The organism is Marispirochaeta aestuarii, from assembly GCF_002087085.1.
In the GTDB taxonomy this organism is placed as follows: domain Bacteria; phylum Spirochaetota; class Spirochaetia; order JC444; family Marispirochaetaceae; genus Marispirochaeta; species Marispirochaeta aestuarii.
In genome coordinates this window covers 26,534-40,717 of the sequence record NZ_MWQY01000021.1, presented here as the reverse complement: position 1 = coordinate 40,717, position 14,184 = coordinate 26,534, and the positions used below count along the sequence as shown (strand labels likewise).

At 51.2% G+C, this 14,184-nt stretch carries 17 protein-coding genes; 14 read left to right on the top strand and 3 right to left on the bottom strand.

Going from position 1 to position 14,184, the window contains the following annotated elements:
• Positions 1–8 precede the first annotated feature (8 nt).
• Entirely contained in the window at positions 9–623 is a 615-nt protein-coding gene (gene hisH / locus B4O97_RS16065; RefSeq protein ID WP_083052402.1) for an imidazole glycerol phosphate synthase subunit HisH, read from the top strand.
• 1 nt (position 624) lies between these two features.
• Positions 625–1,395 carry an imidazole glycerol phosphate synthase subunit HisF gene (gene hisF / locus B4O97_RS16060; RefSeq protein WP_083052401.1) on the top strand — a complete coding sequence of 257 codons (771 nt, stop codon included), beginning with the start codon at positions 625–627 and terminating at the stop codon, positions 1,393–1,395.
• Positions 1,396–1,414: 19 nt separating this feature from the next.
• Here the strand turns inward: hisF and B4O97_RS16055 are convergent, their stop codons facing one another.
• Positions 1,415–1,843 carry a fibronectin type III domain-containing protein gene (locus B4O97_RS16055; protein ID WP_158084349.1) on the bottom strand — a complete coding sequence of 143 codons (429 nt, stop codon included), beginning with the start codon at positions 1,841–1,843 and terminating at the stop codon, positions 1,415–1,417.
• 371 nt (positions 1,844–2,214) lie between these two features.
• Here B4O97_RS16055 and acpS point away from each other — a divergent pair, with 371 nt between their 5' ends.
• Complete coding sequence (acpS, locus tag B4O97_RS16050; RefSeq protein WP_083052398.1) at positions 2,215–2,685, top strand: holo-ACP synthase; 471 nt, start codon at positions 2,215–2,217, stop codon at positions 2,683–2,685.
• 3 nt (positions 2,686–2,688) lie between these two features.
• On the top strand, positions 2,689–4,221 hold the full coding sequence (locus tag B4O97_RS16045) for a class I adenylate-forming enzyme family protein (protein ID WP_083052397.1): 1,533 nt from the start codon (positions 2,689–2,691) through the stop codon (positions 4,219–4,221).
• Here the strand turns inward: B4O97_RS16045 and asnB are convergent.
• On the bottom strand, positions 4,181–6,115 hold the full coding sequence (asnB, locus tag B4O97_RS16040) for an asparagine synthase (glutamine-hydrolyzing) (protein ID WP_083052395.1): 1,935 nt from the start codon (positions 6,113–6,115) through the stop codon (positions 4,181–4,183). The genes B4O97_RS16045 and asnB overlap by 41 nt on opposite strands.
• 1 nt (position 6,116) lies before the next feature.
• A complete protein-coding gene (locus B4O97_RS16035; RefSeq protein ID WP_083052394.1) occupies positions 6,117–6,326 on the bottom strand; it encodes a hypothetical protein in 210 nt (69 codons plus the stop codon).
• A 259-nt stretch (positions 6,327–6,585) separates the two neighbouring features.
• Here B4O97_RS16035 and B4O97_RS16030 point away from each other — a divergent pair, with 259 nt between their 5' ends.
• From B4O97_RS16030 to B4O97_RS19375, 10 genes are all read left to right on the top strand, one after another.
• Positions 6,586–7,254 carry a response regulator transcription factor gene (locus tag B4O97_RS16030; protein WP_083052392.1) on the top strand — a complete coding sequence of 223 codons (669 nt, stop codon included), beginning with the start codon at positions 6,586–6,588 and terminating at the stop codon, positions 7,252–7,254.
• Positions 7,255–7,405: 151 nt separating this feature from the next.
• Entirely contained in the window at positions 7,406–7,774 is a 369-nt protein-coding gene (locus tag B4O97_RS16025) for a PilZ domain-containing protein (RefSeq protein ID WP_158084348.1), read from the top strand.
• 15 nt (positions 7,775–7,789) lie between these two features.
• Positions 7,790–8,938: a sugar transferase gene (locus tag B4O97_RS16020; protein ID WP_083052389.1), complete on the top strand. Its 1,149-nt coding sequence runs from the start codon at positions 7,790–7,792 to the stop codon at positions 8,936–8,938.
• Positions 8,939–8,963: 25 nt separating this feature from the next.
• Complete coding sequence (locus tag B4O97_RS16015) at positions 8,964–9,254, top strand: acyl carrier protein (RefSeq protein ID WP_083052388.1); 291 nt, start codon at positions 8,964–8,966, stop codon at positions 9,252–9,254.
• Positions 9,241–10,227 (top strand): NAD(+) synthase, encoded by a 987-nt coding sequence (gene nadE / locus B4O97_RS16010; protein ID WP_198947092.1) that lies wholly within the window; start codon positions 9,241–9,243, stop codon positions 10,225–10,227. The genes B4O97_RS16015 and nadE overlap by 14 nt, the downstream gene beginning before the upstream one ends.
• A 16-nt stretch (positions 10,228–10,243) precedes the next feature.
• Positions 10,244–10,951, top strand: coding sequence for a hypothetical protein (locus tag B4O97_RS16005; protein WP_083052378.1), 708 nt, complete (start codon positions 10,244–10,246; stop codon positions 10,949–10,951).
• Between the two features lie 250 nt (positions 10,952–11,201).
• Entirely contained in the window at positions 11,202–11,486 is a 285-nt protein-coding gene (locus tag B4O97_RS16000; RefSeq protein WP_083052376.1) for a PqqD family protein, read from the top strand.
• On the top strand, positions 11,461–11,916 hold the full coding sequence (locus tag B4O97_RS15995; RefSeq protein ID WP_158084347.1) for a lasso peptide biosynthesis B2 protein: 456 nt from the start codon (positions 11,461–11,463) through the stop codon (positions 11,914–11,916). The genes B4O97_RS16000 and B4O97_RS15995 overlap by 26 nt, the downstream gene beginning before the upstream one ends.
• Positions 11,883–13,961 carry a lasso peptide isopeptide bond-forming cyclase gene (locus tag B4O97_RS15990; RefSeq protein ID WP_143305769.1) on the top strand — a complete coding sequence of 693 codons (2,079 nt, stop codon included), beginning with the start codon at positions 11,883–11,885 and terminating at the stop codon, positions 13,959–13,961. Before B4O97_RS15995 ends, B4O97_RS15990 begins: the two co-directional genes overlap by 34 nt.
• 35 nt (positions 13,962–13,996) lie before the next feature.
• Entirely contained in the window at positions 13,997–14,119 is a 123-nt protein-coding gene (locus B4O97_RS19375) for a lasso RiPP family leader peptide-containing protein (RefSeq protein ID WP_143305767.1), read from the top strand.
• The last annotated feature ends 65 nt before the right edge of the window (positions 14,120–14,184 follow it).

Here is a 14,184-nt window from a genome sequence, read left to right as displayed (position 1 = left end):
AGCTGGCTGTGAAAATCGGTGTAATAGATTATGAAGCAGGAAACTTAAGGAGCGTGGAAACCGCCCTGCGCCATATAGGGGCGGACTTCAGCGTTCATGAAGACCCCGAATCCATTCTAAAGTGCGACGGAATAGTATTTCCCGGGGTGGGAGAGGCATCATCCTCCATGCGGGTTTTACGGCACCGCGGCCTTGACCAGGCTATCCGTGAGTTCGTAGAGGCGGGTAAGCCCCTGTTCGGTATCTGTATAGGCTGCCAGGTGCTTCTGGACCACTCCGAAGAGGCGGACACCAGCTGCCTTGGCATTATTCCCGGCAGAGTCAGGCTCTTCAAGGGAGGCCAGGGGCTGAAGATACCCCACATGGGCTGGAATACCGTGACGCAGAACAGGAGGCACCCTATCTTCAGGGACGTACCCGACGGCGCCTCCTTCTATTTTGTCCACTCCTACTACCCGGAGGTGGCAGACAGGACCCTGGAGATCGGTACCTGTGAATACGGTGAGCGCTTCTCTGCAATCTACGCCAGGGACAATATAGTGGCAACCCAGTTCCATCCGGAAAAGTCGGGACGCTTCGGTCTCCAGCTGCTGGAGAATTTCCTGAAAGGGGGGCTTGAATAGTATGTACCGCAAAAGGATCATCGTCTGCCTGGATGTTCGGGACGGCAAGACCACCAAGGGTATCAAGTTCAAGGGAAACGTCGACATCGGCGATCCTGTACAAATGGCAAAAGAGTATTACCAGGGCGGGGTTGACGAGCTTGTCTTTTACGATATTACCGCCTCATCCGAGGGACGGGGCATCATGATCGATGTGGTTGAACGGGTGGCCCAGCAGATTTTTATCCCCTTTTCGGTGGGAGGCGGAATCTCTTCGCCCTCGGACATGCGGGCCTGTCTGCTGGCAGGGGCAGAGAAGATAAGCGTCAACTCCCAGGCGGTCAAGTTTCCCGGAATCATCGAAGAAGGGGCGGGGCTTTTCGGCCGCCAGTGTATCGTTCTGGGTATGGATGCCCTGAAGGATGCGGAAATGCCTTCAGGCTACCGGGTCGTAATCAACGGCGGCCGTACTCCCACCGATCTGGATGCCCTGGAATGGGCTCTGACCGCCGAGCGGCTGGGAGCCGGAGAGATCGTCCTGAACTCCATCGATGCAGACGGCACCCGGGACGGCTACGAACTCGACCTGACCAGAATGATCTCCACGGCCGTCAATATTCCCGTGGTCGCCTCCGGCGGTGCCGGGAAGCCGGAGCATCTGGCGGAGGTCTTTACAAAAGGGGCTGCCGATGCCGCCCTGATCGCCTCCATGGTTCACTACGGCGACTATTCTGTCCGTCAGATCAAGGAGTTTCTGCGGGACCAGGGCGTATCGGTCAGAATGGACTGGTAGGGCTTTTTTGGATTTCTGTTCAGACCTGATTCCAGACCAGGTACCAGCCGGTATCCGGGTTGGCGGTGTCGTCAAGGGATGTGTGGAGGTCCGACTCTTCGGTGGCAGTGTAGGAGGAGACTGCGAACTCATAATCCCCGCCGGGGAGCATGGCGGAGGTTACTTCCAGCTGGGCCTCATCGGAGTCGATAAGAAAGAGCCAGGTTTCCGTCTCGTGGGGCCGGTAATAGACGTTGTATCCCAGAAGATCTTCTGATTCCGAGGGGTTCCATGCCAGGGTAAAGGAGTCTCCCTCCACGGTATAGGGGGTCAGTGAAGATCCAACAGGCGGTAATTCAGCAGGCGGAAAAGAGGAGGATGCAATCTCCATTCCCGGTTCTACGCAGCCTGCGGTAAGAATTACTGCAGCGAGTGTTATCAGTATAAAAAGAAGCTTTCCGGATTTCATCGATATTCCCTCCCGATTAAAAAATCTCCGGTCCACAGCTCGGGCACACCTCAAGCGCATCAGAGTTACCAGCTCTGATGAAACGTCGGGGCACAGTATTGGTGGTACTGTCTGCCGTCAACTATGGAGTTAATCTATAAAATTAAGTTAATGACTAAATAAGTTGAACTTTATGAATTGAACTGCTCAGGGAATAATATAGCGCGTAATAAAAAAAAATCAGGCCCGAAGTAAAAAATATAATAAAAAACAGGTAAATACCTAAACAAAAGATAGTAAAAAAGTACTAGTGCCTTCTAGTCTTTTGGAAAATTTCAGGCTTCGATCGACATTCAGAGCTTTCCGTTTTATACTGGCCATGGAAAGGACAGATGGATAAAAGTATGCCGATCTGCAGGAATCTGCCTGAACTGCCCCTGAATACCTTTTTAACGGAACGGAGAATGTCCGCCCTGGGCAACGATATCGTTTCAATACCGAGAATAGCCTCCCTGCTTACCAGAGGGGGTGACCGCTTTATGAGACGCTGTTTTACCCCTGCGGAAGTATCGGATTGTCTGGGAAAAGCCAACCCGCCGGTACATTTCGCCGGCCGATGGGCGGCCAAGGAGGCGGTTTTCAAGGCTCTGAGGCTGAAGTGGGACCGGCCCTTCAGCTGGAAGGAGATTGAGATCGTCTCAGGCCCGGACCATGCCCCCCTGGTGAGGCTATCGCCGGCCATACTGAAAAGGTACCCGCCGGACCAGGTGCCGGAGATCCTGCTCTCCATATCCCATTGCAGTGAATATGCTTATGCCGTCGCCCTGGCCCTGACCGGGCAGAAATCTGAAGTAAAGAGGTAAACCATGCTGGTACACAGATTACTCGAAGAGTCATGCAGGCGGTATCCCGACAAGGAGGCCCTCTGGTTTAAAGAAAACTGGATGAGCTACCGGGAAATAGAAGAAAGGGCGAACCGGATCGCCCGCTTTCTGATAAGTGAGAATCTGAGGCGGGGAGACCGGGTGGTACTGCTTCTGGAGAACTCTTTTGCCTTCGTCTGCGCCTATTTCGGCATCCTCAAGGCCGGCGGAGTTGTGGTGGGCCTGAATACGGAGATAACGGCGGAGGACCTGGAGTACCTGGTTGTCAATTCCGACGCCGAGGTTCTGTTTATCGACGGGAACCGTCTGCACCTCTATGAGGCTGTCCGGGAAAAGCTCGGTCAGCTGAAGAGGATCATTCTGAACGGCGATTCAGAGGATTCCGACAGGTCGGATGCAGTGTATCTGAACTCCATAATGGAGTCCGGGCCGGCGGATCCCCCGGGGGTATGGGGCATCGACCTGGACCTGGCGGAGATTGTCTACACCTCGGGCAGTACGGGCATCCCCAAGGGGGTCATGCTGACCCATCTGAACCTGGTAAGCAACATGCGCTCCATCGTCGAGTATTTCGGCCTTACGCCGGAAGACAGGATGATGGTGATTCTTCCCTTCACCTATATCTACGGAAAGTCCCTTCTCCTGTCCCATATCATGATCGGGGGTTCTCTGGTTATTGACAACCGCTTTACCTTTCCCAATACGATACTGAAGACCATGCAGAAGACCTCGGTGACCGGTTTTGCCGGGGTTCCTTCGACCTACTCGATCCTTGTGAGCCGTTCCTCCCTGAAGAAGATGAGCTTCCCGTCCCTGCGCTATGTTTCCCAGGCCGGGGGACACATGGCTGTCTCCCTTGCACAGGAGGTCAAGGAGGCTGTCAGTCCCGCCGAACTCTGGGTCATGTACGGAGCAACCGAGGCGGCTCCCCGGCTCTCCTACCTGCATCCCTCCATGCTGGAGACCAAGATAGGCTCCATCGGTACGCCGGTGCCCAACGTGGATCTTTTTGTCGCCGATGAGGAGGGGAATCCTTTACCCATTGGCGAGGAGGGGGAGATCGTGGCCCGGGGATCGAACATTATGAAGGGCTACTGGAAGGACCCCGACGGGACGGCGGAGGTGCTGAAAAACGGTCTCTACTTTACCGGCGATCTGGGCAGGGCCGACAATGACGGCTATATCTTTATCGTGGGGCGTAAAAAGGACATCATCAAGGTAAAGGGATTCCGGGTCAGCGCCAAGGAGATAGAAGAGCGCCTCATGGAGATGGACGAGGTGGTGGAGGCCGCGGTAATCGGCATTCCCGATCCGGTACTGGGAGAGGCGGTAAAGGCCTTTATTGTTCTGAAGGACGCGTCCGGTCTCGATGAGCAGGAGGTCCTCAAACGTTTACAGCCTCACTTGAGCGCCTTCAAGCTGCCGAAACAGGTTGAGTTCAGACAGGAGCTTCCGAAGAACAAGTCGGGAAAGATTATGAAGACCCTGCTGTCTGCCTCTGAAGCAGAAGGGTAGAAAGCACAGCGGTAACTGCCATATTGTCAAAGTTGCTCATTCCCTGACCCTTCTTTCTGCGGCACTTCTGTATCAGGTTTTCCACCGCCTGTGGATTGAAGACCCCGGAATTCCGCACCTGCCGGGGCTCGGTGATCTCCTTGAGCCATTCCGGTTCCCGACTGAAGAAACTCCCGGCGTCCGGTGCCCGGTAGGGCTGCTTGGGTCGCCGGAGAATCTGTTCCGGTACAAGATCTGCGAAGGCGTATTTAAGCAGGTACTTCTCATCCAGGCCCATGATCTTGTAGCGCGGGGGCAGGGCCGCTGCAAGATCGATAAGATCCGGATCGAGAAAGGGAAAACGCCCCTCCACGCCGTGAGCCATCAGCATCCTGTCTCCCTGGGAGGCAAGCAGGTATCCTGCAAGCAGGGTGGTAATCTCGAGCCACTGGGCACGGGAGAGGGGGTGCCAGCCGGCGGCCCCCGCGGGCATCCGTTCAAGCAGTACATCCGCTACCCGGTATTGAGCGACCTCGTCCTGCAGATCCGGATGCAGAAGGCGCATGATCCCCGAGGCGCTCTGCCAGCGGGGCCTGTGGGAGAGGGCAGCGTCAGCCGGATCCAGAGACTGGCTGAAAAAACTCTTCGCGAAGGCCGGAGCCGACGCCGGGTTCCGCTGCAGCCAGGGATAGAGGTGCCGGATAATCTCCGGGCGCAGGGCGGATTCCGGGGCCCTGGCGATAAAGTCGCGAACCAGGGCTTCCCGGAAGATGTCGTAGCCTCCGAGCATCTCGTCCGAGCCCTCTCCGGTAACCACGACCTTGTAGCCCGAGTCCCGGACAAAGCGGGAGAGCAGAAACATGGGCGCCGGGGCCGTCCGCAGGAGGGGTTTTTCCGCCTGCGCCACAACCTCGGGAAAGACCTCTCCGATGTCCTGGTTTGTTACTGTCAGAGTCTCGTGATCGGTGCCCAGGCGGGAAACCATCTGCTCCTGGTAGCCCCCCTCGTCGAATTCGGTATCCGCAAAACGCAGGGAAAAGGTCTTGATCCTGGTATCGGTGAAATTCCTGATAACGGCGGTGGTAACGGAGGAGTCGATTCCCCCGGAAAGGTAAGCCGCCACCGGTACATCGCTTCGGGTAAAGCGCAGCCGGGTCGCTTCCACAAGGGTCTCCCGCAGGTGCCGGGCATGTTCGGCGGCGCTTCCTGCTGTTTCGGCGGAGCGGGGGGGGTACCTGAGCTCCCAGTACGAACCCTCCTGTTCGGAGCCTTCAGTAAAGCGTATCCACCTGCCCGGCGGGAGATCCCGGATACCTTTAAAAACACTCCGGGGCGCTACGGTGGTCCAGAAGGTAAAACTTTCCGCCAGGCCCCGGGGATCGAGCTCTCTGGGAACCCCGGGATCGCGGAAAAGGGCCTTCGGTTCCGAAGCAAATAGGATGCGTCTGCCTCCTTTGCTTGAGACACTGGTAAAAAAAAGGGGGGCGATGCCCACCCTGTCCCGGCAGAGAAGGAGCTCCCTCCTGCCGGTGTTCCAGAGCGCACAGGCCCACTGACCGTTCATCCGGCGGAAAAAATCGGTCCCGTACTCCTCATAGCCGTGAAGTATGACCTCCGTATCGCTCGTGGTTTTGAAGATGTGTCCCCGGGCCATAAGCTCATCCCGCAGCTCCAGATAGTTGAAGACTTCGCCGTTAAAGCTGATCCACAGGGAAGCGTCCTCGTTGCTCATGGGCTGGTCGCCGGTGGCAAGGTCGATTATGGAGAGCCGGGCATGACCGAGTCCGATACCCCGCTCAAGCCAGGTTCCCCGGGCTTCCGGTCCGCGGTGACGCAGGGAGTCTGTCATGGCATCCAGGGTTTCCCGCCGGACGGGGCTGCCGGAGGTGTCGAAGATACCGCAGATTCCGCACATATCAGGAGTCCCCCAGTTTATAGGATACAAATGCGGTCAGATCTGCAGGGGGACCAAGGACGGATTCGTCTATCTCCGATTCGTCGAGGCGTATTCCGAAGACGTCCTCCAGAAACATGGCGGTTTCCAGAAGATCGATTTCGGGACAGCCCCGGCTTTTCTGCATTTCCCTGAGTTCCGAGATTATCTTTTCTACAGCTGTTGTATCCATCGGCTTTTTCCAATTTCTATCTTCACTTTCATATACATTCAAAACTATATCATAGGATGTGCCTTTTGCGAGAGTTTTCCGGGCGATACTATCGTTAGTGCTATTTTCCTTTCACCAGGTCTAGGACAAGTTGAGCACAATTCTGGAAATAGTAATTCAAAGCTATTAGTGCTCTTTACTATTTATATTGCGTATATTATCATTACTATACAAGGGTATTGCGTATTAACAATGTTGCTTTTTAATAAGGTGTTTCAGCATGGATAGTCCGAGCGGCCGACAGATTGTTTTAATGAGTGCCGACAATCTCAGTAACCAGATGTTGGTGTATTCCATAAAAAAAGAGCTGGATGTCGACTGCACGATCTACAGTCATTCCCTGAATAATTTCCCTGAGGGCTCCAGGTTCAACCCGGATACTCTTTCCTCCGGGGAGAGCAGCTTTCTGTTTCTTATCGATTGTAAGGACGCAGACATCGAGACTGTGACACGAAGTGTAATTGACAATCCGCAGCTAAATAACCATCTGATAGCGTTTTATAATCTTTCAGACTATTCTGAATCCGAGGTAAAGGCCCTAACCAAAAGAGTACGGGGATTTTTTTACACCGACGACAGTATGGAGCTCTTTCTTAAAGGGGTAAATGCAATCTTTGAGGGAGAGGTATGGATCAGCCGTCAGATACTGCTGCGGTATATAATGAACCATGTCGAGGGGCACAAGAAAGATGCAGGCCAGGCTGTTCAGTTGACCCAGCGGGAACAGCAGATTCTCTCTCTTATGAGTGCCGGCGTCGGTAACGAAGAGATCGGCGACAGATTATGCATAAGCGTAAACACTGTTAAAACCCACATGTACAATATCTATAAAAAGATACAGGTCTCCAACCGACTTCAGGCCGCTCTTTGGGCGGCACGAAATTTATAAAACATGACTAGTGCGCAATTGTTACCTCTCTGTAAAAAGACTAGTACCTGATATTTAAATAAAGCAGCTTTTTTTTCTTCAAAAAATCATGAGTCCGCATTATTTACATCTCTCTTATCAGAGGCGTACACTTATTCCACGGAAGAAAGTTATGGAAGAAAAACGTGGTATGACGAGATACGATCTTGTCGTTCCTGCCGTGGTGAAGGTTGCTAACAGTCATCGTGGTTTAAAGGGGTTTCAAGCCTACACTCGGGACGTCTCATCTCAAGGTACTTTCCTGAAGATGAAGCAACCCCTTGAGCTGGGACGCCGGGTGGAGATCGAACTTTACCTCTCCATTAACAAACTTCAGGAGTTTTTCAAGCTTCACGAACAAGTTTGTGTAAAGGTAAGAGGAGAAGTCATCAGGATTGAGCAGGGGGGCGTTGGAATCAGTTTCGACAAGCGCTATACCATTCTGCCGAGCATGGGAGACATCGACACTCCCCCGGCAGAGGATTTAAAAGAAGATGCCTGAAAGGGGGGCATTAGTATGAGAAGAGTAAAAGTGGGAACCTTATGGAGTCCGTCGTTAACCAAAGACCTGGGAAAATATGGAATCTATTCTCAAGACGCCATGGACCGGATACTGCAATATGAACGCAGCAGGGTAGACCGGGAGGGCGGCTGTTTTTCCGGGCTACTTTTAACCCCGGAAGAAAAAGGGGGTGCGGATAAGATAAAAAGTCTAATTGAGGTGTTGAAAAACTGCACCCGCCTTATTGATCACCTTGGCTGGTACGATGAAACAAGCCTCTGTGTTCTGCTGACCGCAACGGAAATCGAAGGGGCAAATCTGTTTGCAAATAAAGTTAAGAGTATTCTGGATTCCAGATATCAGAACGGCACCTACCCGCACTATACATTGGCGGTATTCCGATATCCCGATGAGAAACACCATAACGAGAGCGGCAACAATGCCGACGAGACCGGGATCTATAAAAATAACAAGCTCCGAATCGACACTCGCTTGATTAAAAGGTTGAGCAGAAACATGCCGGCCTGGAAGCGTCTGCTGGATATATTCGGGTCCCTCTTTGGTCTCGTTGTTCTTGCACCTCTGCTTGCTCTTGTTGCGCTTTATATAAAAATAGTTTCCCCGGGACCGGTTTTCTATAAGTCCGTGCGGGTAGGGTACAAGGGGCAGAATTTTACCTTTCTTAAATTCCGGACCATGCATGTCAATAACGATCAGGGTATTCACTCCCAGCACGCTACAAACTTTATAACCCAGAGTGACGTACCTATGGAAAAGCTGGATGCACAGGACCCGAGAATAATTCCCGGCGGCCGGATACTGCGGAAGGCCTGTATAGATGAACTGCCCCAGCTGATAAACATTTTACGGGGCCAGATGAGTCTTGTAGGTCCCCGGCCCTGCATTCCCTACGAAGCGGAAAGTTATCTTCGCTGGCACGCCCACCGCTTTAATATCGTTCCCGGTTTGACCGGGCTGTGGCAGGTGAGCGGCAAGAACAAGCTGACCTTCCGTGAGATGATTGCTCTGGATATTGCCTATTCCCGGAAAATGACCCTGGCACTGGATCTGAAAATCATTCTTCTTACCCTGCCGGCGGTTATTGCAATGGTCGGTGAAAGTGTGGCCCGCCGTTTTTTTGGTGAACAAAAGGTGTATGAATAAATTAATAAATAGAGGGAGATAGTAAATGTCTGATATCGTGGTTAAATCTAATGAGGTAAAAAATGCTCTTAAGGAGTTCATTGTCACCAATTTCATGTTTGGTCAGGATGGTTTGAATTTTGATAACAATGACTCCTTCCTTGAAAGAGGAATAATTGACTCAACCGGAATCCTTGAACTGATAGGTTACCTGGAAGATACCTATGCAATAAGCATAGAAGACGATGAGCTGGTCCCGGAAAACCTGGATTCGGTAAACGCGGTGGACGCCTTTGTACGGAGAAAGCTGAATGGAGAGGCCGGTGCGAACAGTTGAGTCTGTGTTTAATCTGAAGAGCCTGGAGATTGATGCGTCAGCTGAGGTTGAACGTATCTGTCGATGGATTCAGGAGACCATCGCCTTAAAAATGAAGCGTCAGGGTGTAGTGGTAGCCCTTTCCGGCGGCATAGACAGCAGCACAGTCGCAGCATTGTGCGTCAGGGCCCTGGGGCCGGATAAGGTCTTCGGCCTGCAGATGCCGGAGCAACACTCCTCGGAGGATACCCTGGAATTAAGCGGACTGGTAGCAGGGCACTTCGGCATAGAGGCGGGGCACCAGGATATAACCGAAGTTCTTACTGCCTTGGGGTGCTATGCCCGACAAGAGGCGGCCTACCGCAGACTTATTCCGGAATATGGACCGGGATGGCGGGCAAAGATTGTACTTCCCGGAGTTCTGGAAAGCGGCCAGTTACGTTTGTTTTCCCTTGTAGCTGTTTCGCCGGAGGGCAGGGAAATAAAAAAGCGTCTGGACCATAAGTCCTACCTGGAGATTGTGGCGGCAACAAACTTTAAACAGCGGGTGCGCAAGATGTTCGAGTACTATCATGCGGACCGGCTGAATTATGCGGTTACGGGCACCCCGAACCGCCTGGAATACGACCAGGGATTTTTCGTCAAGCTTGGCGACGGAGCGGCGGATATAAAACCCATAGCCCACCTGTACAAGAGTCAGGTGTATCAGCTTGCGGAGTACCTCGGTGTACCGGAGAAGATCCGCAGCAGACCGCCTACAACGGATACGTACTCCCTGCCCCAGTCCCAGGAGGAGTTCTATTTTTCCCTCTCCTACAAAAAGATGGATCTGTGCCTGTACGGAAAAAACAAGGGTATTCCCCGGGAACAGGTTGCTTCCGCCGCCGGCATAAATCTCGAACAGCTGGAACGGGTCTACGCGGATATAGAACAGAAGCGGAGGACAACTTCCTACCTGCATATGGCTCCGCAGCTTGTTGAAAACGTGCTGTAAAAAAGGAAAGGGTTCAATGTATAAAAAAACTGCTCACAAAAGAATATGGCTCCTTATTTTACTGCTTCTGGGAATAAGCGTTCCGGTCTGTGCTCAGAGCAGTTATACCCGTAGCGGGATCAACGCAGCTCTGTTTAACATTGAATCTTCATTGAACGACGACGGAAGCCTTAAAGATGTTGGAGGTCGTCTTGGGTATTCAATCGGCGGAGTCCTCGATGTGGGCGCGGTATTCTCTGTCAATATGGATGAGATCGAGTCCCAATCCTCAACCGAAACCAACATCGGGATTTTCTACGGGATTGTACTTGTAAAACAGGAGAACTTCTCCCCGGTCTCCCTGGAATTGTCAGGAAGCTATGGCTATTCGATTCTTGATAGCAGTTACTTCGAGGATAATGACCTGCAAACCGAAGGTCATGGCTATAATATCCAGCTTCAACTACTCAGAGACTTTGCCCTCAGTGACTCTTTTCACCTGCGTTTCGGTATCTTTGGTGGCTACCGGAATTATAATTACACCATCCAGTTAACCGGTCTTGAAACCGAGGAGGGGCGTGAGATCGCTCCGGAAAGAGAAACGCTTCTCAAATACGGCGGCAACCTGACAGCAATGAAAAAGAGCCCCCAAGGCCGGACATTCTATATCGGTGGCGAGCCGGTAATGACTGACAAGATGGATTTTAGTGTGACAATCAGAACCGGAGTTGTTTTTGAATTATAAGCATACTGCGGGATAGGACTTCCCGTTGTATGTACCTTACATAATGGCCTGGATAGCCTGTTTCGGCGGCATCGGAAGGTCGGACGATTTTCCTCAGAGAATACGACAAAACGTCGATTGAAAAATCGATGATATTTGTCTGTGTTCTATGTGAGGAATGAAGTTGATTTACAGCGTTCTGGAGCTCTATGGATAGAACCATAATGGAAGGGATTCTTCAGGACTATTAATCTTAAAAAAAGGTTTAAAAATGGATTTGGAAACGAAAGTAAAGGCACACGATGGTGTTTTAGCCACACAGCTGGATGGCGAGGCCGTTTTAATGCATGTCGAGAGGGGCATCTATTTTGGACTTAACGAGGTTGGTGCATTCGTGTGGAAACTCATGACCACTCCGGTGCTTGTGCGCAACCTTTGTGATGCAGTTACTGAGGAATTTGACGTTAGTTTAAAAGTTTGTTCACCAGATATCCAGGCTTTACTGGAAAAACTCAAGGATGAAGGTCTTATTGAAATTGTCGATCGAAAGGTTTAAAAAATTTTTCCTGCTTACTTCGGCGGAAAAATACTTATTTCTTAGTTCCTGGTTGTGGCTTAGTCGGGTCCGGAAGTCTCTCAGGAAAAAACCTTTTAAAACTGTTCTTTCCAATGTCAACAAATTGGCAGAAAAAAGAAAATCCGTCAGCAATGTGAAGATTTCTGCAGATGATATTAGTCTTGCTGTTGAACGCTGTTCCGGTATATTTCATGGAAACTGTGACTGTCTGCCAAAAGCCCTGGCCGGCCGAATCCTTTTTGCCCGTTATGGCTATAACACGGTTCTCCGTATAGGTGCCGTTCGTTCAAGTGGATCGGATTTTACCGCCCACGCCTGGCTTGAATCGGACGGGAAAATAGTAGTTGGAGATATCCCCGGCATTAAGGATTTCAAATTGTTCGAGGGAATCGAAGGAGTACTGTTCTGAGCGGAATAGCAGGATTATTCTACCGGGATGGCAGACCTGCGCAGACGGAAACGGTAGAGAACATGATCCTGTCCATGCCTCATCGCTGTGGAAAGGGTATCCAGTCAATATCTGATGGTCCCGTAGCTTTCGCTTTTGGATTTTCTTCAAATTCCATCGAAGAGACCTTTGGCGGCACGCTTCTCAAAGATGACAACCTGTATTTAGTCGGAGATATTCGACTGGACAATCGGACTGAAATAACCGCAGCTTTAGACCCCGCTGAATGTTTTGGTGCAAATGTCACTGATGGCCAGATTGTACTTGCTGCATACCGCCGGTGGGGTACATCATGCGTAGATCATTTCTATGGTGATTTCACATTTGCTGTCTGGGACATACGCACGAAAACCCTGTTCTGCGCCCGAGACCATTTTGGTGTGAAGCCCTTGTGTCTTTATAGTTCCGACCATATTTTCGCCTTTGCGTCTGAACCCAAAGCACTGATTGCTCTGACGGAAGTCCCAGAGGATATAAACGAAGAACGAATATGCGTACACTTTTTCCCTGAACTTCTTCTTGGGGACAAAACAATAACAATGTACCGGAGTGTAAAACGCCTGGAGCCGGCACACCGTGTCCTTGTTTCCCGTGAGTCTATTCACAAAGAGCACTACTGGAAACTCGACCCGTACCGGGAAGCGGAATACTCCTCTGAAAAAGAGTATTTCGATGCGTTTAAGGACGTCTTCCTCCGTTCGGTCGAAAACCGGCTCCGGGGAAAATCGAAGATCGGTTGCACCCTGAGCGGAGGACTCGATTCCTCATCCATTGCATGTGCTTCCCGTGATATTCTCGAAAAGCAGAGCCGGCTGCCGCTTTTTACGTACTCAGCGGTTTTCGATAGTGTACCTTCCGCGGACGAACGCCATTGGATAGACGCTGCTTTACATGATCGCCAGGGGGTCGTGAGCAGGAAAGTCCACCCTGATCAGAGAAGTCCTCTATCGGACCTGGACGCTATGATATGGCTTCATGATGGGCCGTTTTACGGAGCGAATTATTTTATACATCTGGATATTTATCGAGCAGCAAGGGATGACGGGGTAAAAATTATCCTCGACGGAGAGGACGGAGACACAACGGTCTCACACGGAATCGATTTTCTTCTGCAGCTCGTTCAGAGCGGTTCCTGGCAAATCTTTGCGGAAGAATGCGAGGCGGTTGTTCGTGCCTTTGATAACAGCCGCACGTATGCTTCGAAGACAGGAATGCTCAAGGCCCACGGTATTCCTTACCTGGAATACCTTGCGAAAACCGGACAGTGGATCAAATATTTTCATGCCCTTCGGCATATACATCGATTATTCGGGTATTCCCGAAAACAGCTGCTGATAGACCACGGGCTTAAGGCGTTGATTTCGTACGGTAAAAAATCTTCCGTTTTCGACACGGGTATTATGGATGTCGGGCTTGCAGCCAAGTACAGGGTAAAAGATAAACTCCAGGAGATAGACAATCGTTACCGATCATCCCGTTTCCCTGCACATCTCCGGCAGAGTCATTACGACAGGCTGACTTCCGGTGCTCTTCCTTATACGCTGGAATGCCTGGATAGAATGGCCTCCTATTATGATATAGAGGTACGTCATCCTTTCTGCGATGCCCGACTTGCAGAGTTTTGTCTTTCCGTTCCCCCGCATCTCAAGCTGCGGAATGGAGTCAGCAGATATATACTCCGTGAGTCCCTTAAGGGGATTCTTCCGGAGGAAATAAGGACCCGTTCAGGTAAGGGGGATCTTGCTGATGTTCTTCGGCAAGGGCTTAAGCGTTTTGAAAGCTCCCGCATTCTTGGTCTTACAGAGTATCTTTCGAATAATGCCAAGCATTTTATGAACCAGGAACGTCTCAAGGAAACTTTGGGAGACTTCAAGAATGGGGGCGGGCAGGATAAAGACACTGTTATCACCAATATATGGCAAGCAGCGGTTCTGGACCGCTGGATGAAAAATGGTAATTCAAAGCAGCCTGGCGGGAAGGGCTCACAGTATTCTGCTGTTGAATAACAAATTTATAAAAGTTCTTTTTTTCGGAGGTATTTATGAAAAAATATGAATCGCCCCAATTGGTCATTCTCGGTGATATCGCCGAACTGACCCGTGGGGAAGGCTGGAGAGGAAACTCAGACAGCTTCTGGATCTTTTCCTGGGGTGTGTCCGGCTGATACAATTAGCCGGCGCGCTTATTTTCTAATCGTTCTTTTTCATTACATTTTTTAGGGGCTGTGAG

Bases quoted from the DNA above. Each gene is read 5' to 3' on its own strand.
- hisF (WP_083052401.1), top strand. From the start codon at position 625: ATGTACCGCAAAAGGATCATCGTCTGCCTGGATGTTCGGGACGGCAAG.
- B4O97_RS19375 (WP_143305767.1), top strand. From the start codon at position 13,997: ATGAAAAAATATGAATCGCCCCAATTGGTCATTCTCGGTGATATCGCC.
- acpS (WP_083052398.1), top strand. From the start codon at position 2,215: ATGGATAAAAGTATGCCGATCTGCAGGAATCTGCCTGAACTGCCCCTG.
- B4O97_RS16045 (WP_083052397.1), top strand. From the start codon at position 2,689: ATGCTGGTACACAGATTACTCGAAGAGTCATGCAGGCGGTATCCCGAC.
- B4O97_RS16005 (WP_083052378.1), top strand. From the start codon at position 10,244: ATGTATAAAAAAACTGCTCACAAAAGAATATGGCTCCTTATTTTACTG.
- B4O97_RS16055 (WP_158084349.1), bottom strand. From the start codon at position 1,843: ATGAAATCCGGAAAGCTTCTTTTTATACTGATAACACTCGCTGCAGTA.
- B4O97_RS16035 (WP_083052394.1), bottom strand. From the start codon at position 6,326: ATGGATACAACAGCTGTAGAAAAGATAATCTCGGAACTCAGGGAAATG.
- B4O97_RS16025 (WP_158084348.1), top strand. From the start codon at position 7,406: ATGGAAGAAAAACGTGGTATGACGAGATACGATCTTGTCGTTCCTGCC.
- B4O97_RS16020 (WP_083052389.1), top strand. From the start codon at position 7,790: ATGAGAAGAGTAAAAGTGGGAACCTTATGGAGTCCGTCGTTAACCAAA.
- B4O97_RS16000 (WP_083052376.1), top strand. From the start codon at position 11,202: ATGGATTTGGAAACGAAAGTAAAGGCACACGATGGTGTTTTAGCCACA.
- B4O97_RS16030 (WP_083052392.1), top strand. From the start codon at position 6,586: ATGGATAGTCCGAGCGGCCGACAGATTGTTTTAATGAGTGCCGACAAT.
- asnB (WP_083052395.1), bottom strand. From the start codon at position 6,115: ATGTGCGGAATCTGCGGTATCTTCGACACCTCCGGCAGCCCCGTCCGG.
- B4O97_RS16015 (WP_083052388.1), top strand. From the start codon at position 8,964: ATGTCTGATATCGTGGTTAAATCTAATGAGGTAAAAAATGCTCTTAAG.